At 51.1% G+C, this 20,808-nt stretch carries 16 protein-coding genes; 8 read left to right on the top strand and 8 right to left on the bottom strand.

Annotated features, from left to right (window positions below):
- Window positions 1-111: 111 nt before the first annotated feature.
- Together C6Y40_RS00180 and C6Y40_RS00175 are read left to right on the top strand one after the other, a co-directional pair.
- Window positions 112-1,440 (top strand): carbohydrate porin, encoded by a 1,329-nt coding sequence (locus C6Y40_RS00180; RefSeq protein ID WP_105932772.1) that lies wholly within the window; start codon window positions 112-114, stop codon window positions 1,438-1,440.
- Between the two features lie 36 nt (window positions 1,441-1,476).
- Entirely contained in the window at window positions 1,477-2,460 is a 984-nt protein-coding gene (locus C6Y40_RS00175) for a carbohydrate kinase family protein (protein WP_105932771.1), read from the top strand.
- Window positions 2,461-2,485: 25 nt separating this feature from the next.
- Here the strand turns inward: C6Y40_RS00175 and C6Y40_RS00170 are convergent, their stop codons facing one another.
- Together C6Y40_RS00170 and ccoG are read right to left on the bottom strand one after the other, a co-directional pair.
- Window positions 2,486-3,460, bottom strand: a complete 975-nt coding sequence (locus tag C6Y40_RS00170; protein ID WP_105932770.1) for a serine/threonine protein kinase — start codon at window positions 3,458-3,460, stop codon at window positions 2,486-2,488.
- A gap of 12 nt (window positions 3,461-3,472) precedes the next feature.
- A complete protein-coding gene (gene ccoG / locus C6Y40_RS00165) occupies window positions 3,473-4,906 on the bottom strand; it encodes a cytochrome c oxidase accessory protein CcoG (protein WP_105932769.1) in 1,434 nt (477 codons plus the stop codon).
- 285 nt (window positions 4,907-5,191) lie between these two features.
- Between ccoG and C6Y40_RS00160 the strand changes: the two genes are divergently transcribed.
- Both C6Y40_RS00160 and C6Y40_RS00155 read left to right on the top strand, forming a co-directional pair.
- On the top strand, window positions 5,192-5,566 hold the full coding sequence (locus tag C6Y40_RS00160) for a hypothetical protein (RefSeq protein WP_105932768.1): 375 nt from the start codon (window positions 5,192-5,194) through the stop codon (window positions 5,564-5,566).
- A gap of 148 nt (window positions 5,567-5,714) precedes the next feature.
- On the top strand, window positions 5,715-6,251 hold the full coding sequence (locus C6Y40_RS00155) for a DUF3016 domain-containing protein (protein ID WP_105932767.1): 537 nt from the start codon (window positions 5,715-5,717) through the stop codon (window positions 6,249-6,251).
- 48 nt (window positions 6,252-6,299) lie between these two features.
- Here the strand turns inward: C6Y40_RS00155 and C6Y40_RS00150 are convergent, their stop codons facing one another.
- Window positions 6,300-8,060 (bottom strand): acyl-CoA dehydrogenase family protein, encoded by a 1,761-nt coding sequence (locus tag C6Y40_RS00150; protein ID WP_105932766.1) that lies wholly within the window; start codon window positions 8,058-8,060, stop codon window positions 6,300-6,302.
- Window positions 8,061-8,184: 124 nt separating this feature from the next.
- Window positions 8,185-8,742 carry an NUDIX hydrolase gene (locus C6Y40_RS25340; RefSeq protein ID WP_105932765.1) on the bottom strand — a complete coding sequence of 186 codons (558 nt, stop codon included), beginning with the start codon at window positions 8,740-8,742 and terminating at the stop codon, window positions 8,185-8,187.
- A gap of 65 nt (window positions 8,743-8,807) precedes the next feature.
- On the opposite strand from C6Y40_RS25340, the gene C6Y40_RS00140 reads away from it, so the two are divergent.
- Both C6Y40_RS00140 and C6Y40_RS00135 read left to right on the top strand, forming a co-directional pair.
- Window positions 8,808-9,875, top strand: a complete 1,068-nt coding sequence (locus tag C6Y40_RS00140; protein ID WP_105932764.1) for an efflux RND transporter periplasmic adaptor subunit — start codon at window positions 8,808-8,810, stop codon at window positions 9,873-9,875.
- A 3-nt stretch (window positions 9,876-9,878) separates the two neighbouring features.
- Window positions 9,879-12,980, top strand: coding sequence for an efflux RND transporter permease subunit (locus tag C6Y40_RS00135; protein WP_105932763.1), 3,102 nt, complete (start codon window positions 9,879-9,881; stop codon window positions 12,978-12,980).
- Between the two features lie 1,083 nt (window positions 12,981-14,063).
- Here C6Y40_RS00135 and C6Y40_RS00130 read toward each other — a convergent pair.
- A complete protein-coding gene (locus C6Y40_RS00130) occupies window positions 14,064-15,572 on the bottom strand; it encodes a sodium:solute symporter family transporter (protein ID WP_420836915.1) in 1,509 nt (502 codons plus the stop codon).
- A 233-nt stretch (window positions 15,573-15,805) separates the two neighbouring features.
- Here C6Y40_RS00130 and C6Y40_RS00125 point away from each other — a divergent pair, with 233 nt between their 5' ends.
- Together C6Y40_RS00125 and tsgA are read left to right on the top strand one after the other, a co-directional pair.
- Window positions 15,806-16,339, top strand: coding sequence for a DUF3750 domain-containing protein (locus C6Y40_RS00125; RefSeq protein WP_105932761.1), 534 nt, complete (start codon window positions 15,806-15,808; stop codon window positions 16,337-16,339).
- 44 nt (window positions 16,340-16,383) lie between these two features.
- On the top strand, window positions 16,384-17,622 hold the full coding sequence (tsgA, locus tag C6Y40_RS00120; RefSeq protein ID WP_105932760.1) for an MFS transporter TsgA: 1,239 nt from the start codon (window positions 16,384-16,386) through the stop codon (window positions 17,620-17,622).
- A gap of 12 nt (window positions 17,623-17,634) precedes the next feature.
- On the opposite strand, the gene C6Y40_RS00115 is transcribed toward tsgA, so the two are convergent.
- Genes C6Y40_RS00115 through C6Y40_RS00105 form a run of 3 tightly spaced genes read right to left on the bottom strand, consistent with a single transcriptional unit; the run spans window position 17,635 to window position 20,745 of the window.
- Complete coding sequence (locus C6Y40_RS00115; protein WP_105932759.1) at window positions 17,635-18,375, bottom strand: gluconate 2-dehydrogenase subunit 3 family protein; 741 nt, start codon at window positions 18,373-18,375, stop codon at window positions 17,635-17,637.
- A gap of 1 nt (window position 18,376) precedes the next feature.
- Window positions 18,377-20,050 carry a GMC family oxidoreductase gene (locus C6Y40_RS00110; RefSeq protein ID WP_105932758.1) on the bottom strand — a complete coding sequence of 558 codons (1,674 nt, stop codon included), beginning with the start codon at window positions 20,048-20,050 and terminating at the stop codon, window positions 18,377-18,379.
- Window positions 20,050-20,745, bottom strand: a complete 696-nt coding sequence (locus tag C6Y40_RS00105; RefSeq protein ID WP_105932757.1) for a 3-keto-disaccharide hydrolase — start codon at window positions 20,743-20,745, stop codon at window positions 20,050-20,052. Before C6Y40_RS00105 ends, C6Y40_RS00110 begins: the two co-directional genes overlap by 1 nt.
- Window positions 20,746-20,808 lie beyond the last annotated feature (63 nt).

Here is a 20,808-nt window from a genome sequence, read left to right as displayed (position 1 = left end):
TAAATAAAGTTGATTTAATATTTAAGCTGCATTAAATTGCGTTCCCCTGACTTGCTGTTAACAGGGTGTGATCGTCGTGTCTGAAAATCACACCCCTTCAAGGGGACGTAAATGCGCTTAAAAAATATCGACTTATCCCGGTCCTTACCGCGCGCCGGGCTCGCTAAATCCATTTGTGGTGCGATTTCTGCCGGGCTACTGGCATGGGGTATCGCTCTGCCAACACAGGCCGCTGATACCCGTTATGTCGACTGGCTGGCCAGTTACACCGGCGAAGCGGCGGCTAATGTGGAAGGCGGCAAGCAGCGCGGAAGCGCTTACGCCGGTCAGTTATTTGTTGGCGCCGATATCAATATGGATAAAGCGGCCGGATGGGATAACACCCGCATTCACGTTGCTTTTACCAACCGACATGGCCAGAACCTGGCGCAGAATTACATTGGTAACAGCACGTCCGTGCAGGAAATCTACGGTGGCCAGAATTCTCGCTTAGCCCGCTTTACCATTGAGACGTCTTTTCTGGACGGGCAGTTACAGCTGGAAGCTGGCAGAACGGTGGCCAACATCTCGTTTTTAGGCTCTGAGCTTTGCCAGTACTTTCAGACCAACTCCGCCTGTGGCAACCCCACCTTTGTGTTTCGTACCAGTAATTTTACCTGGTGGCCGGTATCGAGCTGGGGCGGCCACGCCAAGTTCTGGTTCAATGATAAAGTGTATTTCCATGCCGGTGTTTACGAAGAGAACACTGCGCATCAGCGTGCTGGCGATCACGGTTTTGACTGGCGTATTGCAGACTCCACCGGCGTAGTGGTGCCCGTAACGCTGGGTTATAAAACGTCCTGGGATAACGATGACTATCCACGCCGGTATGAAGTGGGTGGTTGGTATGATGGTGCTGACTACGCCGATCCGTCCCGTGATGCTGAGGGCAACCTCGCAGCCGTTAGTGGCGAGAACTATGCTACCCAAAATGGCCGCTCCGGAGTATTCGCCCGGTTTGAGCAAACCGTACTGCGCCCGGATTTAAATTCCCGTCGCCGCGTCACGTTATTTGGCGCGGTACTAACCGGTATTGAAGGCGAGCTAACTCAGGATTATTACCTGAAAGCCGGTTTTGTTAAGCATGGTACCTTTGCCGGTCGCGATACCGATACCATTGGCTTTGTGATAACCCGTCAGGACTACAGTGATGAAGCACTAGAGGACCAGGCGCTGCTTAGACAGCTTAACGGCGGCAACGGTCTGCCAGCGGGCTATCAGCTTATGATGGAGCTGAGCTATGGGTTGCAGTTTGGCGATCACATTCGCGTGCAGCCGAATATCCACTACATTGTAAATCCGGACCAGTTTAATGACAGAGGGCGTGTTGAAGATTTAGACAATGCCTGGGTGGCTGGTTTACGCTTCGACGTGGATCTCGCCGGGTTGCTTTGGGATTAATTTCACACTTCTCTGACATCCAACAGGAGAAAACATATGCAGGTTTTATGTATGGGCGAAGCATTAATAGATATGCTTTCAACCAAAGAGCAGGATGCTACAGGCGCTACCGAGAGTTTTAAAAAATTCGCCGGTGGGGCACCTGCCAATGTAGCGGTTGCCGTTGCCAAGCTGGGGGGCAACAGCGGGTTATTCGGCAAGCTCGGCAAGGATCAATTTGGCGAATACCTGTATCGCACGCTGGCTGATTTGGGTGTTAGTACCCGGTTTACCGGATTTTCTGAACAGGGCAAAACAGCTTTGGCTTTTGTTGGGCTGGATGATAGCGGCGAACGCTCTTTCGATTTCTATATTGATAACGCTGCTCATACTGATTTATCTGAGGCCGATTTGGAGCCTGCATTGTTTGCCGAGCCGCGTATTATCAGTTTTTGTTCAGGCTCGGTAAGTACACCGGGATTGCGCAAGGTAACCGAAAATGCCCTCAACCAGTTTCGCGATGCCGGTAGTATTTTATGTCTGGATATCAATCTGCGCCCGGCGTTCTGGGATGATGCCGCCCTGGCACCAAAGCTTATTAGTGAGACAGCCACTAAAGTGGATATGATTAAAGCCAGTCACGAAGAGCTGGTGGAGTTGTATGGCGAAGCCAATGTGGACGCCAGCATACAGCAGTGGCTGGACAGCGGCGTATCGCTTATTCTGGTTACCGATGGTGCTAACCCGGTAGCGTTTTATACCCGGGATACCGATGGAACTTATCCCACACCGAAAACTCAGGTAGTCGATACTACCGCGGCAGGTGATGCTTTTGTGGGAGGCTTTTTATTTACTCTGGCCGGCGAAGTACAGGATAAAGCATCGTTTACTCACTGGGTGGCAAACTTTGAGAATATTCTGGCGTCTTTGCGCTTTGCTACGCAGTGTGGTGCTATTGCAGTGTCTCGCTACGGTGCCTTTGATGCGCTGGCGGATAAACATCAAATCGAAGTGTTAAGCAGTAAAAAAGCCGGGGAATAATTCTCCGGCTTGATGGTGTCCGTACTTAGTACGGCACCAAAGAGAGTGGCGGTTCCTGCAACGTAGCAAATTGCTCTTTCAGAGCCAGGATTTGCTGCTCCCAATAGCGGTTTTCGGCAAACCAGGGAAAGGCACGCGGGAACGCTGGATCTTCCCATCTGTCAGACAGCCACGCCATATAATGCACCATTCGCATGGCCCGCAATGGTTCCATTAATGCCAGTTCCTTGCTGTCGAACTCACAGAACTCCTCATAGGATTCTATCAGGGTTTCAAGCTGCATCTGCTGCTGCGAGCGGTCGCCGTTCAGCATCATCCATAAGTCCTGAACCGCCGGCCCCATGCGGCTGTCATCCAGGTCGACAAACATCGGGCCGTCACGCCACAGAATATTACCGGCATGGCAATCGCCGTGCAGTCGAATCAGTTGGCCTGGCTGATACAACTCTTGGGTGAGCTCAATAACCTGATCGAGTATGGTGAAAAACGCGGTATGCAGTGACTCCGGTAACAGCGTACTGCTGGCCAGGGTTTGCCTTGGTTTGGTCAGGTAACTTTCAATATCCATGGTCGGACGGTGCGTGAAAGGTGTACTGCTGGCTACCTTATGCATGCGGCCAATAAAACGACCCATCCATTCCAGATGGTCGAGATTATCCAGTTCAAACTGACGGCCGCCCACGGAATTAAATAAGGCAAAGCGATACTGCTCGGCAAAGTGCAGTGTTTGACCCTGATGGGCAAGTGGGGCAACCACCGGGATTTCTGCATCGGCAAGCGCCTGGCTGAAGGCATGTTCTTCCAGAATCTGTTCGTTAGTCCATCGCTGGGGGCGATAGAACTTCACTACGTAGCGCTTTTGTTCATCACTCAAAAACTGGTAGACCCGGTTTTCGTAACTGTTTAGCGCAAGGAGTCCTGATTGAGGAAAAATGCCGCACTGTTCCAGTGCGGCAAGGATCATATCGGGTGACAGTTCGGCAAAGGTAAAGTCACTCACATTAAGGCCTGTTTATCGATAAAGGAATTTCGATGGCTCGCTAACCTCTACAACAGTGCCGTCTGCTTCGGTAGTGGAAACATTAAAGTATATTTCGGTAACCCGGTCAGACAGGTTGTAGGGGTCAGTTGCGACAGATACAGGCAGACTGTATACCTCGCCGCCACCCACGGTAACAACTTGTTCGCCAATGTACTCGTATTCCGCCAAACCTTCTACCTTAATTGTATAAGTGTGTTCAGTTTGTGATTTATTGAGGACTTTAAGGGTGTACACATTCTCAATGTCGCCATTCATATTTTCGCGGTACAGGGAGTTACGGTCGCGAATAATATCCACTTCCAGAGGCACCCGGGTTACGATATCCGCAACCAGCAGACCGCACATTACCAGTAGTACCACCAGGTAACCTACCAGTTTAGGGCGAACGATATGAGTAGTACCGCCAGCCAGTTCGTGCTCTGAGGTAAAGCTGATCAGCCCTTTGGGATAGTCCATTTTTTCCATTACGCCGTTACAGGCATCCACACAGGCACCACAGTTAATGCACTCGTATTGTAAGCCGTTACGAATATCGATGCCGGTAGGGCATACCTGCACACAAAGGTTACAGTCGATACATTCGCCCAGGCCTTTTTCAGCCAAGTCTTCATGGGCCAGTTTACGAGAGCGGGGACCACGCTGTTCACCGCGGCTGGCGTCGTAAGATACGGTAAAGGTATCTTTATCAAACATCGCTGACTGGAAACGAGCATATGGGCACATGTGCGTACACATAATTTCGCGCATCCAGCCGGCATTACCATAAGTACAAACGGTAAAGAATATAATTGAGAAGCCGGCCCAGAAACTGGTGTTGAAGGTAAAGAAGTCTACGTAAAGCTGAGCCACTGGAGTGAAGTAGCCAACAAAGGTCATCGCCGTGAGCAAGGCAACCAGAACCCAGGCGGTATGCTTGGCCGCTTTGCGCCAGAACTTATCGAAGTCCATTGGGCGTTCGTCCAGCTTAATACGCTTGTTACGGTTACCTTCGAAGAATTCTTCAAACCATACGTATATGTAAGTCCAGGTAGTCTGCGGGCACATAAAGCCACACCAAACCCGGCCTGCAAAGGTAGTTATAAAAAACAGTGCGAAGGCAGACACAATAAAGATATAAGCCAGCAGCGTCAGATCCTGTGGCCACAGGGTCAGTGAGAAAATCGTAAAGCGCTGATCCACAATATTCAGCAGCACAGCCTGATGGCCGTCATACTGGATCCAGGGGATGGCAACGAATAAGGCAATAAAAAAGAAGCCGAAGAAGCGACGGAAGTTTTCTAACGGGCCTTTAACCGACCGTACATAAATTCGATCGCGCGCCGTATAGCGTTTTGACTCGTCGAGTTTTTCGGGTTTGTGAACTTTTACCGGAGTAACATTTTTCACCGGGATTTGATCGTTCATGGGACTACCTTCACTGAAGCTAAACATGATTACGGCAGCAGTATACCTGTCATATATTAATTTTACTTAATATAGATCAATCGCAGTCTGATTCGCCGCGGCGACAGTGTAACGTATTTTTTAGGTGTACACACTTGGTGCCAGGGCAGCGATAAACGGGTCAGGCGAAAAAATGAACTATCCAGTACAGCTATAACTCTTAATAACTACGTATAAAACACGTACCTTATTAAATGGTTAGACGTGGGATAAACTTGGCTCACTAGTTTGGGAGAAGTATAAAGCATGTTTCGTTCAATCGCTGTCATCATTGAAATCGCTATTTTGGTAGTGGTATTACAGCTACCGTTTGTTCAGTATTTATTTTCTGACGTTCAGGCTACGCTGAGTGACTGGATGGAAGAGATCGCTACGCGTGAAGAGCGCCAGCAGCTGGCTGAAATTAAAGACAGTCTGGCAGTGCAGTATTCGGCAATGCGTCCTTATCAGAAAGACTATCTCGATACGGTACTGTCCTCACGAGTCAGAACGCTGCAATTCTATGATGCTTATTGTGAAAATACAGACAGAAATCCTTACATCCACGGCGTGACGCTTCACACGTTTTGCTCTGAGATTCGCCGTTCACCGGTGTTGAATACCGACACGCAAAATAGCTGATTGCTCCTGTTCATCCCCGGTTCAGGTGAAGACTGATAGGCTCAAAGATACGATAAACCGTTAAACTTTTTGGCGGTTTATTGTTCTAATAGTTAACTGAGTACGTATATACTCTGACTTCTAATCACACCTTCGGGGGGACCCTACAATGCGAAATATAAAAGCGTCGTGGTTATTGGTACCTGCGCTCATGGTATTTTCTGGCGCCACTCTGGCCCAAAAAAGCACTGCTGAAGCGGCAGAGACGAAAGTCGAAATTACCTGGCAAGACCCCAAGTCATATACCGATGTCAGACCAAGTAACGAATCGCGCAAAAGTTTTCGTAACCGCGTATTTAAGTCGCTGGATGAATACTTTAATAAACTGGCTGAAGCCTTACCGGAAGGTCAGACACTTGAGGTAACTGTTACCGATCTGGATTTAGCCGGGGAAGTCTGGCCAACCATGCGCGCGGGAGCTTTCGATATCCGTATTATCGATACAGTGTATATCCCGCGGATGGAGTTTAGTTACCAACTGAAAGAAGGCGACAAAGTGGTGAAGTCTGCTGATGTAAAGATAAAAGAAATGGCTTTTATGAATCGTATAAGCCGCGCCCGCAGCAGCGATCAGTTCCGTTATGAAAAAGACATGATCAAACGTTGGTTTGATGATGAATTTGAAGATACTATCGCGAAAAACTAAGTGTTAGAAAGGCCGCTCAGCGGCCTTTTTTATCGGTCTAATACAGGCTTACAGGTAGTCGAACTCACTGCCCTCAACGGCCAGTAAGGTGTCTGCAGATTCTAACAGCGCAGCCTTGTGAGCAGCGGTTCGTGGCAACAGACGCTGAATATAAAAGTCACAGGTTTTTTGTTTGCCAGCGGCCAGCACCGGGTTATCGCCTTGTGCCGCACAATCTGCCATGGAATACCATAAAACGCCAAGCAGGCAGTAACCGCTGTAGGCCAGATAATCACAGGCACCACCGGCAGCATCCACTGCCGAAAACGCTTTTACCTGTAATGAGGTCTGATACCACTCGTCCAGTAAAGCCGATGCGTGCTGCTGGGCTTCGCCGCTGGCCATGCCGGCCACTAATTCGGCAAAAGCGTTACGTGTAATACCCAGCATGTCGCCCCGGTCGCGGGTCAGTTTGCGGCCAATCAGGTCGAGCGACTGAATACCGTTGGTGCCCTCATAGAGCATGGCAATGCGCACATCACGCATAAGTTGTTCCATACCCCATTCGCGAATATAGCCATGGCCGCCGAATATCTGAATGCCCAGGCTGGTGGACTCTAACCCGGTATCGGTCATAAAGGCTTTGCAGATAGGTGTAAGAAACTGCAGGATGGCTTCAGCATTGTCATGCGCTTCGTCGCTTGAGTTATGCGCTATGTCCATATATTTGGCATACAGCATTGCCAGTGCCCGGTTACCTTCGGTTAATGCTTTTTGGGTGAGCAGCATGCGGGCAATATCGGGTTGATAAACAATTGCATCAGCTTTGTCATCCGGTTGTTGTACGCCTTGTGGTGCGCGGGATTGAAGACGTTCCCGTGCATAAGTTAATGCGCCCTGAAAGGAGGCCTCTGAAGCCCCTAGCCCCTCAAGACCCACCTGAAAACGGGCATCATTCATCATGGTAAACATGCAGGCCAGACCGCAGTGGGGCTCGCCAACCAGCCAGCCTTTAGCGCCGTCGAAATTCATTACGCAGGTAGGGCTGGCTTTAATACCCATTTTCTTTTCCAGCGCACTGGGCGCCAGGGCATTACGCTCGCCCGGATTGCCGTTGTCGTTGAGCAGGAATTTAGGTACCAGAAACAGGCTGATGCCTTTCACTCCTGCCGGCGCATCCGGTAAGCGTGCCAGCACCATGTGCACGATATTTTCAGTCCAGTCATGATCGCCGGCGGTGATGAAAATTTTACTACCGGTTATCTTGTAACTGCCGTCATCATTGGGCTCTGCTTTGGTCGATAGCAGGCTCAGATCGCTGCCGGCCTGCGGTTCGGTAAGGTTCATGGTACCGGTCCACTGGCCACTGACCAGCTTTTCCAGATACTGTGCTTTGAGTTCATCAGAAGCATGCTTGGTGACGGCAAGCACGGCACTTTCGGTAAGCATGGTGGTTAAGCGCCAGCTAAGGTTGGCTGAATTCAGCATTTCATGCACCGGTACGGCCATCGAATAGGGGAGCCCCTGACCGCCATACTCAATATCGCCGAGCATTGCATTCCAGCCATTATCCACATAACTTTGATAGGCTGCAGCAAAGCCATCAGGGGTTACTACCTGGCCGTTGCTTAGCTTACAACCCTGTTCGTCGCCCTCACGGTTGAGCGGCGCGACTACGTCCGTGGCAAATTTACCGCCTTGCTCTATAACCTCCAATGCCAGTTCTGCATCGAATTCTTCCAGTCCTAATGACTGATAAAGTGCATCAATTTTCAGCCAGTCTTTCACCAGAAAAGTAAAATCAGCGAGTGGCGGGGTGTATGCCGGCATAACATTCTCCTTTGTTCAATCAGGTCTGATTGTGTGGTGGTGTTACCATACAACGCCTGTATGAAATGCAAAATCACAGTGTGTCATTAACTTGAGCCAGCGCAATAAAGCAACAACCGGCTGGCTAATCTTCTTCTCCTGCCTGTACAAACGCATCACGGAGCGGGATCAGATCATCATTAAATCTTAATGCTTCGTCTGTTATCTCAAATGGGTTTACCCGAATCAGCCCGGTTACCTCTATTTTAGCCCAGTCTGGCGCTGGCACCTGCTCGGCCAGCGCCGCCATGGAAGCATCGCCTGTGCAATGGAATACTGGCATTCCTGAGGAGGAATAGGTAAGCAGCTTGCCTACCTCAAGGTTAAACCCCGTTTCTTCCCAGGTTTCCCGGTGTGCCGCGCAACGCAGACTTTCATCGCCCTGTAGGCCGCCAGCCGGGAAATCCAGCTTACCGGACAAACGGTGCCTGACCATCAACACGCTGTTATCTATGCGAATAAGACATGCTGCAGCAGTAGCTTCTGGTAAGGGGGGCAACGGGCTGGCATTTTCAGAAATTCTGCAGCTCGGTGCAGACGGGGGCAGGGGGTGGCAACCGAAAAACGTTAAAACACAGATTATTGCTGTTAAACGCGCTCCCTTACTGAGGTTATCGGGTAAAATTAAGCCGTTGGTTAACATTTATTATTAAGTTCCGGTGCCCGCTGATGACAATAATCCTGGGTACCAGTATAGCAGGATTGATTATGGCATTGGGTAAAAAGCTGTCGCCACTGTTGTTGGGTTTGGTGTTACTGGTTGGGTTGCTGGCTTTTTTAAACTGGCCTCAGGAGCAAGCCGGTCAGACGATGACAAAAAAACTGACGCCGGTTAAGGTTTACGAAGTCAGCAATAAATTGTTTCCGGTTACCATCGATGCGCTGGGAACTGCCACTGCGAATGAATCCGTAACCCTTACGGCCCAGGTAGCCGACACGGTAACCCGTGTGTTATTTGATGACGGTGATAAGGTCGAAGCCGGTCAACTGCTGGTACAACTGAACAATAAAGAAGAAGTCGCCCGGGTGGCGCAGTTACAGGTAAGCCTGGAAGAGGCTAAACGCCAGCTGAGCCGAATTAAAAACCTGGCCAGCACCAGTGCTGCTTCGGAACAATTACTGGATGAGCAGCAGGCCCTGGTAAAATCCCTTGAAGCGCAAATAGCGGTTGCCAATGCGCAACTGGATGACTTGCAAATCAAAGCGCCATTTAATGGTCGTCTTGGTATTCGCCGGGTCAGCGTTGGTTCGCTGGTTCGTCCCGCCGATGAAATTACCACGCTGGATGATATCAGTGTTATCAAGGTGGATTTTAACGTAGCTGAGAATCATTTAGCCAGTATGGCTATCGGTCAGAAAGTAACGGCTACATCGGTAGCCTATCCGGGCCGTGAATTCAGCGGCGAGATTGTTGCCATGGACTCGCGTATCGACCCGGTTACCCGCTCTATTTTATCCCGTGCCGTAATTAACAATCCCGAGGCAGAGCTGCGCCCGGGCATGCTTATGCAAGTCACTATTGAAAAGCAGGTTCTCGATACGCTGGTGATCCCGGAAGAAGCCCTGGTGCCCAATGCCGATAAGCAGTTTGTATACGTGGTGGCCGAGAATAACGTCGTCTCCGAGCGCGAGGTCATGGTTGGCGAGCGTCGCCCTGGCTGGGTGCAAATCGTTAATGGCCTGAATGCGGGCGAACAAATTATCGTTGAAGGCACGCTGCGGGTACGCGACGGCTCTGAGGTAAGAGTACTTAATCGCGATACGCTGGAGAGCTAAATCATGTGGTTATCAGACGTATCGGTAAAGCGACCGGTTTTTGCCTCGGTAGTCAATCTGCTGCTGATTATTTTTGGTATCGTGTCTTTTTCTATGTTGTCACTGCGCGAATATCCGGATATCGATCCGCCTATCGTCAGCATTAATACTAACTATCCTGGCGCATCTGCAAACATTGTTGAAACCCGCATTACCCAGTTACTCGAAGACCGTATCAGCGGGATTGAGGGAATTAAAAATATTACCTCTACCAGCCGTAATGGGCGCTCCGATATTACCATTGAGTTTGAACTGTCGCGGGACATTGATGCGGCCTCTAATGATGTGCGGGAAAGAGTTAGCCGGGCTTTGAATAACCTGCCGGATCAGGCCGATCCGCCGGAGGTGTCGAAGTCCAACTCCGATGAACAGCCGGTAATGTGGTTTAACCTGCGAAGTACCAACCTCAACACCATGGAGCTAACCGATTACGCCGAGCGGTATCTGGTCGATCGCTTGTCGATTGTTAACGGTGTTGCCCGGGTACGCATTGGTGGCGGCAGAACCTACGCTATGAAAGTGTGGCTCGACAGAACCGCCATGGCCGCCAGAGATGTTACCGTGGCCGATGTTGAGTCGGTGATCCGCTCAGAAAACGTCGAGTTACCGGCTGGGCAGGTTGAGTCGTTAAACCGTGATTTTGAGGTACGGGTGGCGCGTAGCTTCCTGACCCCGGAAGATTTTGCGGCGCTCACCGTAGCCATTGGTGCCGACGGCTACCTGGTACGTTTAGGCGATATCGCTAAAGTTGAGCTTACTGCGGTAGAGGATGAAACCGAGTTTCGCGGTGACGGCGTGAACATGATTGGCCTGGGCATAATCAAACAGTCCAAGGCCAATACGCTGGAAGTGGCGCGCGCGGCCCGCGAACAAATTGCCCGCATCGAACAAAGCCTGCCGGACAATATTTTTATTGTGCCAAGCTACGATTCCTCGGTATTTATTGAGCAGTCTATCTCAGAGGTATACAACACTCTGGGCATTGCCATGTTGCTGGTGGTCGTGGTGATTTATTTATTCCTGGGAAATGTAAGCGCCACTCTGATCCCCGCTGTCACAGTACCGGTTTCTCTGATTGCGGCGTTTATCGTGATGCTGGCGCTGGGCTTTTCCATTAACCTGCTGACGTTGCTGGCCATGGTGCTGGCGATTGGTCTGGTGGTGGATGACGCTATCGTGGTGCTGGAAAACATTCACCGCCGTATCGAAATGGGTGAGCCCGCCATACTGGCGGCATATCGTGGTACCCGGGAAGTTGGCTTTGCGGTTGTCGCTACTACGCTGGTATTGATTTCGGTGTTTGTGCCATTGGTGTTCCTGGAAGGTAACGTGGGCCGCCTGTTTACCGAGTTTGCCCTGGCCATCGCCGCGGCAGTGGCTTTCTCAAGTGTTACGGCTCTTACCCTGTCACCCATGCTGGGCTCTATCCTGCTGAAGAAAAGCGAACGCTCCGGGTTTGGCAACTGGCTGGATAACAGCTTCAAAAAACTGGAAGGTGGCTACTTTAACAGTCTGGGTAAAACCATTCATCAGCCAATCATGATGATGCTGCTACTGGCTGTGGCAGTAGGCTTAATTTATCAGTTGCAGCAACGTATTCCGGCCGAATTCACACCTAAAGAAGACCGCAGTAACTTCTTTATTATAATGCAGTCGCAGGAAGGCGCGAGCTTTGAAAGCAACTCACGTAACCTCAAACAAGTCGAAGACATTGTGATGGAGTACCGTGATGCCGGTGAACTCGACCGCGTCTTAGTGCGCGCACCAGGCTGGGGCGGCCGGGCTGGCATTGTGGTTGTAGGCGTTGTGCCCTGGGACGAGCGGGACCGTAGCACTTTTGACATTATGGATGAAATCAGTGAACGGCTGAATGTTATTCCTGATGTGCGAGCTTTTGCGATTATGCGCTCAGGTATAGGCGGTGGCGGCTTTAACCGGCCGGTACAATTTGTGTTGCAGGGCGATACTTATGAAAACCTCGCGGAGTGGCGCGATATCCTCATCGAAAAAGCCTCAGAGAATCCTAAACTGGTGCGTATTGATTCCGATTATAAATCCACCTCACCGCAATTACTGATTGAGATAGACCGCGACCGCGCCGCAGATCTGGGCGTATCAATAAGTGATGTGGGCCGCACGCTGGAAACCATGCTGGGCCAGCGTCGGGTTTCCACTTTCCTCGATCGTGGCGAAGAGTACGATGTAATTATGGAAGGGGTAGAGTCTGAATTCAGAAGCCCCAACAGCATTGAAAACCTCTATGTTCGTTCTGGTTATACCGGCAAGCTGATCCCGCTGGATAACCTGCTTTCCTTCAAAGAGCAGGCAACCTCAGCGCAGTTAAACCGCTACAATCGTATGCGCTCGGTTACTATCTCGGCTAACCTGGCAGGCGACTATTCGCTGGGCGAAGCGCTGGCATATCTGGAAAATATTGTAGAAACCGAATTACCTGATTCGGTGTCGATTGATTATAAAGGCGAGTCTCAGTTGTATCAGGAGTCTGGTAACTCGTTTGTGTTTGTCTTCTTGCTGGCGCTTTCGATCACCTACCTTATTCTGGCTGCCCAGTTTGAAAGCTGGGTGCATCCACTGGTGATCATGATGACTGTGCCACTGGCCCTGCTGGGGGCGTTTATCGGGCTGTATTTTGCCGGTATGACACTCAACATCTACAGTCAGATAGGCCTGGTGATGCTTATTGGTTTGGCAGCCAAGAACGGTATTCTCATTGTTGAGTTCGCCAACCAGTTGCGTGATGCCGGTGAGGAGTTTGAACAGGCTTTACGAAAAGCCTCAGCAATGCGCTTACGGCCCATTGTGATGACTGGTTTTACTACTGTTTTCAGTAGTATTCCGCTGGTAATGGCCAGTGGTGCAGGGGCGGAAAGTCGTATGGCTATTGGTATGGTGATCTTCGCCGGGGTTCTGGTCTCGGCCTTCCTGACGCTGTATATAGTGCCCACCGCCTATTACTGGATGGCACGTCACACCGGCTCACCGCTTAAGCGTACGCATAAACTGGAAGAGCTGGATGATGACATTCCTTATGTGAAAGGGGAGTGATGCTGTCATGCCGGCCAAAAAAATAACCGTCATCCCCGCATGCTTTTGAGCGGGGACCTCTTAGCATGGTGTCGTGGTGTCAACAAGTTCAGTTGGGCCACTGATGAAGCATCCGCATTTTGTTGGGGTGCTGACAGCACCCAGGGGTGGCAGTGAGGCTACCCCTTTAGCTCTCTATAACAGCTTCACTCAGTTCTACATTGCGAAGAAGCCTATTGAGAAACAAAAAGGGTAACCCTAACGAGGCAGAGCGGGCGTCCTGCCCGCGCTGCCCTGGCTCGTCGTCCGTGACGAGCCTACGGATTACCGGAAACTTTTTGTTTCTCAATAGTTCGCAATAACCGAACGGGTGATAAGCCGTTATATTGGCAGCAGTGATAATCGGTCACTGCGCAAGGAGATCCCGGACAGTTTCTACGAAACTTCCGGGAAGACGGGTAGCGTTGGCTTTGAGCCGGTATCAATTATCCCGTAATCCCGGCCAAAAAATAACTATCATCTCCGCCAAAAAATACCCGTCATCCCCGCATGCTTTTGAGCGGGGATCTCCTCGCATGGTGTCGTGGTGTTAACAAGTTCAGTTGGGCCACTGATGAAGCATCCGCATTTTGTTGGGGTGCCGACAAGATGTGGAGATTGCCGAAGATGTTAATATCACTCTTTTTGACTGAGCAGACCTTTTCAGGGGATACCGGATAGCTGCCAAGGCAGCTTCCGGCATGACAGTTTTTTCGTCATACCGGCCAAAAAATATCTGTCATCCCCGCATGCTTTTGAGCGGGGATCTCCCAAGCAGGCTAGATTATCTGATACAGCCTTTGAGCAAAGGAAATTTAAACTCTACGATATCAAGGTAGGGGGTCCCCGATATTTGCTGCGCAAATTCGGGGATGACGTGTAGGATGTATTGGCTTCTTTGCAGCAGTTGTTTCAGCCGCAGTGCCACACTGTATACAGCCAGTAACTCGCCAAAACAGCACCACAGTTAAACCAGATTGTTTACGAGCCAATAGCCTTTTGGGGAGATACCGGCTCGTAGGCCGGTATTTCGAATACGTTTTACGGCTACAAAATCCCCTGTCGTCAGGCCAGCCAGGCGGATAAATTGAAACAGATGTAGAGCAATACAGCGCTCCAAATTAACAACACCACAATCATCCGGGTATTTAAACCGGCAAAACTGGCTTGTGGTGTGGCCTTATTGCTGGTGGGGATTAAGCGGTTCGCGAGGTGGCCGCTGAGAACCGTGACCGCAAAACCAATAGCATTCCACCAGAACCAGAAAATAGGGTTGTCGCTGAGCCATAAAAAGGTATTGCTGAATACGCCCAGTAATAAGCCAATATTAGCGGCCTTTGCGGTAATGGTTTTACTGTGGATGCCGAGTAAAAACGTAGCCAGCACCGGGCCGTAGAATACGGAGCCTATTTTATTGATGGCTTCAATGATAGTGGGCGCAATGTCTCCGGCAAATAAACTTAATACCAGTGTTACCAGGCCCCAGCCGATACCTGCGGTGCGGGCGAAACGCATGTATTCATCATCACTGGGTTCATGTCCTTTGTAGCGACAGAAGTCTTCGGTGGTAACCGCTGCCAGACTATTAATGGCGGAGCTCAATGATGACATAGCGGCCGCCATAATAGCCACTACCAATAAGCCAATAACGCCTTCAGGCAGATAGTTAATAATGAAAACCGGCATCATCCAGTCGGGTTGTTCTGCCGGGATTTGCGCTGCCAGTGATGGTGTATTCAGTACCAGTGCGCCTATCACTAAGCCCGTGGTGCAATAAATTACCGTGATGGGAAAGCGGCTGAGCGCGACGGTATACATCACCTTGCGCAGATCCTTTACGCTATGAGCCGAAAGCGAACGCTGGGCTTCTGACTGGTCACAGCCGTAATAAGAAGCGTAAAGTACAATACCGCCAAACAGCATGGGCAGGAGTCCGAAATCATTCCCGTTCAGTCCCAGAGAGTCGATGTTAACCGCTTCCATACGATCACTGTCGATAAGCGCCAGGGCAGCGTCCACACCACCAATCACGTCCAATGCCACAAACAGGCAGGTGAGCGCACCGGCGAGGATGATAATCATCTGTATCGCATCACCGAACACCACGGCCTTCATACCGCCCATGGCAGAGTAAACCAGCGTAATTACCCCAATCACTACAATACTGTGCCATTGCTCCAGCCCCATGGTGCCTTGCAGAATGAGTGAGATGGCGTAAATCATGATGGCGGTGGCAAATGAACGACTGAGCTGGAACACAAAACTAATCAGCAGACGGGTGGAGCGTTCAAAGCGGCGTTCGAGGAAATCGTACACACTTACCACACCGCTTTGGTGTAGTGTGGGCAATAAACGCCATAGCATTAGCAGCACGGCAAAGGGTAACGCCAGTTCGTAAGACAACCAGATAAGGCCGCCGCCTTCCCGTAAGCCTACAAATGCAGGGGCAGAGATAAAGCTGATAGCAGAGAGCTGGGTGGCCATCACCGACAGCGATAATGCCGGCCACGGAATCGTCCGGCCGCCAAGAAAATACTCCCGGCTGTTATGCTGATGACGAAAAGCCAGTCCCATGGCGAGTAAGCCAACAAGGTAAATCGCGATGATTGTGTAATCAATCCAGCCCAAAACACGCTCCCTGATTTGCTGTTTGTTAAACCAGTATGCTGATTTACCAGTACAAATTCCAGTTGTGCTGATTAAAGTTTATCCTGACCACTGGTAGTTTGGTCGGCACTGGCTTGCATAACCCCATGGCTGCTGATTAGATAGTTATCGGATTATTTATACGACAAAAGGTTTAAAGAATGGGCAGGCAACTGGCCGCTGTTTTATTAATATTGTTTGCCACAACGTCCTGTAGCAACAGTGACTGGCGTACTGCCAGTCGGGAGCCGGCGGGGATCGCGCCTTCGCCAGAACTGGTTCAGGATGCGGTGATCGAGGTTTATGCTGCCGATGCCTTTAGCTGGCGTGGCTGGTTTGCTGTGCATACCTGGCTGGCATTTAAAGAGCAGGGTGCCAAAGAGTATCAGGTGTATGAAGTGGTTGGCTGGCGCGTCAGAAGTGGTCTTCCGGCGCTGCGTAACTTCAAAACTGCCAGTCCGGACCGCTACTGGTACGGGGCCAGACCAGAAAAGGTACTGTCGATTCAGGGCGATAAAGCGCGTCGGCTTATCCCGGATATTGTGGCGGCTATCGACAGATATCCCTGGGCTAACGAATACACTGTTTTTCCGGGGCCGAACAGTAATACCTTTCCTGCCTGGATAGGGTTACAGGTGCCAGAACTGGAGCTTGATATGCCGTTTAACGCTATCGGTGCGGGCTATGCCGATTAGCTTTCCCTTTTAATTTTCTCGTTTAGCAACAGGATAACACGTAGTTGAGCAGCCAGGTTCGGTTAACCCTTATTGCGTTTTTAAGCTATATGATCATGTCTGGTTTGTTAACTCAGGCTGGCGTGATCCTTAATGCTATTGCAGCCCAGCTGGACATGAGCGCAGCCAGAACGGTGAGTATTTTCTCCTGGCTTACCGGCGGCGCACTTATCGGTACGCTTTTGTCGATGTATCTGTATACCCGGTTTAGTGTGCGCCGCTTGCTGATAACCACATATTCGGTATTGTTGCTGCTGGGTCTGGCGTTACCGTTTTTAACCGGGGCCGGATATTCCACATTGGCGGCCGTATTTCTTGGCTTAGGCGTGTGCTGCGGCTGTGGACTATCCGGCGGAGCCGTTATCATTTCCCGTATCTACCGTGCACAGCGCAGGGCCTCGGCGTTTATCGCCACAGACTGTGCGTTTAGCGCAGCCGGTTTTATTTTTCCTACGTTGGCAGGCTGGCTGTTGGTCAGGGAGCTGGACTGGACGTTAAGTTATCTGGCGGTAGCCTCCCTGGCGGTTATTGTTCTGAGCCTGGCCGCCACCTCTGCTTTCCCCGACACGCATCATGCTACATCAACCGCGGGTAACGATGAACCTGCCCCTGAGCGCGAGACAGCGCTAATGCAGTTCAAGCGTATTCTTACACCGCGGGTGATGTGTTTTGCTATTGGCGTTTGCCTTTATCTTATTGCCCAGACAACCTTTTTAACCTGGGCGCCGAATTACCTGATGGCCTATTTTGACGCCCAGCCGGAAGTGGCCGGGCAGGTGGTAGGCAATTACTGGGGCTTTTCTATTTTTGGCTTGCTCACGTCGGTGGTACTGGTGAACTTTATCCCCACCCGAATCATGTTGCTGGTGGTGTCTGGCATTGCTATTGCCTGCACAACAGCTTTTTTGCTCATTGAGTCGGTGGAAACGTTTCTGACTCTGGGCCTGGCCTTTGGGTTACTGACCACTTGCATTTATAAGATTGCGATTTCTGTTGGCACCCAGCAGATAGCTGATTCGCCCCCCATGCTGGTTACGCTGATGTTATTTAGCGGCAGTATAGGCAGCACACTGGCGCCGGTGGTGTCCGGTTTAGTGGTGGACAGCAGTGACGAAAAAGGCGCACTGATGCTGGCGCTGACTGGCTTTGTGACGATGTTAGTGCTGTTTATTACGGCCATGTTGCTGGAGCGCCTGGCAAAGCGGCAAACACTCCCTGAGCAATCTCAGCCAGAGAGTGTTTAGCCAGAGCCGTTTTTATGGCTGGTAGGCGTATTCGCTTAAACCAAGCTCATCGAGAATGCCATCAAGATGGGCTCTGGCTTCCTCTGTTGGGCCCGGGTAGTCCCCACTTATCGCTACGTTCCCCTGATACCCAATCTCGCGGCTGCCTGCTTCAGAGCAGAAATATGCCGCCAGTACCAGTGAACGTAAGCGGTTGAATACCGCCGCGGGTTGTTGCAGGCGCTGTTCGATATTGTTTCTGTCGTAGGCAATGTTATCGAGCAGGGCAAATTGTTCGCTTTCGTTAACTGCCAGAAACGGCTGGTCAAACCGGCGGACCGACTCTTCATCAAGCCAGATCAGCAAACGCAAAATACTGTCCCGATCCCGCTGTTGCTGAGCATAGGGCGCACTGACCCACTCATCAATCACATCCACAGCGCCTATTTGTAGCGCGCCGGGCTGACCGTTGCTCGCTGGCACCAGAATATCCGTTAACCGGGAGACCAGGGCAATCTGCTGTTGAGTGAGGGTTTTTGGCCACGGTGAGGGCGGGGGCATAATCAAACTGGGATCCTGCCCGTAACCGGCCACACTAATGGGTTCTATGGTTAGCGTTGGCCAGTCTGAGGCAACAGCACTGACTTTGCTTTCACTGGTGGCGCATCCGCTAAGGACTGGCACAGCGGCACTGGCCAGCATCATGCCAAACAGCTTTAGCGACTGACGACGGGTTAAGCCGTAAGAAGAATTGTTAGGGTTAGAATTGGTCATCTTACAAAGCTCCCTGTTGGATCTGGCCTGCCAGCCAGTTAGCGTTTCGCATAGCCAGCGTCATAATAGTGAGCGTGCAGTTTTTATGTGGGTTAGAAGCAAATACGCCGCCGTCCATCACAAACAGATTCGGGCAGTCCCAGGTTTGTCCCCATTGATTGGTCACAGAATCTGTTGGTGAGTCGCACATTCTGGCCGTGCCCACTTCATGGATAATCTCGCCGCCTTTGGCAATGGCTTGCTCTGGCGGTGGCAGCTCACCCACGGTTGCGCCCATGGTCTCAAGCAGAGTTTTAGCGGTTTGCAGGCCGTGGGCTACCTGATTAAGTTCATGTTCTGACCACTGCCAATGGAAACGGGCAACCGGAATGCCCCATTTATCGGTAACGTCAGGGTCAATATCCATGTAGCAGTGTTCATTAGGCAGCATTTCGCCGCGCAGGGCAAAGTACACACTGGCGCCATAATTAGCCTTGGCTTCATCTTTTAATGACTCGCCATACCCTGAGAAATCGCCGGATACCCAGGCGCCGGGCTCTCTGAAACCGGTACCCAGCTCAAAGTGATAACCACGGGGAAAATTCAGTTTATGTTGCTCGTTGTGACCCCACCAGGGAATGAACAGGTGGTTGGCAGTATGGCCATCCTCGTTGTAGCGCGGGCGGTTTTTCAACGCTGGTATAGTAGCGCCTAGCCCGGCACCGGTGGAGTCCATCAGGTTACGGCCCAGCTGGCCGCTTGAATTAGCCAGGCCATTGGGATGACCGGGCGACGCTGAATTCAGCATAATTCTGGCCGATTCACAGGCGCTGGCTGCCAGGATAACCACTGGCGAGTCCAGCGTTACCTCTTCGCTACTGGCTTTATCGATGTAAGTCAGTCCTGTGACCTTGCCTTCGTCATTGGTATTTACCTGTTTGACCATGGCGTTGGTGATAAGCTTAAAATGTCCCGTTTTGTGGGCCATTGGAATTAACGACGTCGTGGTTTGAAATGCCGCGCCGATTGAGCAGCCATGCCCACAGGGCGTGGCATAAAAGCAGGCTGCCCGCTCGTCCTTAGGCCGGGTAAGTACCGCGCGGTGCATGGGAACCGCAGTAATGCCGTGTTTTTTCGCGGCAGCGGCCACCAGTAACTCCGGGATCCTTGGTGTGGGCGGCGGCTGCAGCACGCCGGGCGGGGAATCGGGCATATCATCAAGCCCGGTGTTGGTGCCACACACCCCTACCAGACTTTCGGTTTTATCGTACCACGGGGCGATATCTGCATACTCAAAGGGCCAGTCTGCACCCAGGCCGTCGCGGCTTTTGCCTTTAAAGTCATGTTCGCTGAAGCGCAGTGAATAACGGCCCCAGTGGTTAGTGCGACCGCCAAGCATTCGCGCCCGCCACCATAAAAAATCGGATTCATCATCGGTGGTGTAGGGCTCATCAATGACCGACCAGCCGCCATCAACGGTGGCATCGTAGTAGCCAAAGTTTTTATCTGATGTGGCCGCGCCCATTAATGGCGCGTCGGCGTTGCGCTTAAACATCGGCGTTTCGGTTTTGGGATTATAGTCACGACCAGCTTCGAGCATCAGTACATTGATGCCTGCTTTGGTCAGCTCGTAGGCGGCCATCGCGCCGCCAGCACCTGAGCCGACAATAACCACCTGATGGGCAAATTTTGTCATTAGCGTAACTCCCGGATTTTTATTTTTTTAAACCACACTTTGTCGCCGTGATCCTGGAGCCCGATATGGCCTTTGGTCTGGTCGCCAAAGCCTTCCCATTTGGCAAATTTACTGGCTGCTACAAGTTTGTCCCAGGTAGACGAATGCATCACGATGTGAACGGTCATTACGCCATTCTGCCAGACTTCCAGCACATCATTGTGCAGTTTAATGCGCAGGTTATTCCATTCTCCCGCGTCCTTATAGGCCGCAGGCGGTGCAACCACCATATCGTACAGTGAGCCAGAGCGATGAGAGTCGAGCTTGCTGTCGGGATGTTTTTCATTGTCGATGATCTGGATTTCAGGGGCATGGAAGAAAATATACTGCTCACTCTCATCAGCCAGAAAGAAAACACCGCTGTTTCCGGCCTCGGAAATCTTCCAGTCCAGGCTCAGTTCAAACTCGTCATACTGCTTTTCCGTAATCAGGTCGCCACTGCCACCTTTTGTAAGGGTGATGGTGCCGTTAGTGACTTGCCAGTTACTGCCGGCTTCGTCCTTTTGATAATTTCGCCAGCCTTTAAGTGACTTACCGTCGAACAAACTTTCCCAACCCTGCTGCTGTTCTATAGCTGAGAGTGTGTTATCACTGGCGAGTACCGCGGTGGAAGCGCTTACAAATAATCCTGTTAAAAGTGTAATCAGTTTTTTCATTGTTGTTTTCCTGTTGAAATAGGCTGCTGAGCACACAGGCCCGCCGGACCTGCGCGCTGCAGG

The organism is Marisediminitalea alba (assembly GCF_002993365.1).
Taxonomy (GTDB): domain Bacteria; phylum Pseudomonadota; class Gammaproteobacteria; order Enterobacterales; family Alteromonadaceae; genus Alteromonas; species Alteromonas alba.
The sequence above is the reverse complement of the archived record's forward strand: the minus strand, read 5'-3'. Positions and strand labels throughout refer to the sequence as shown.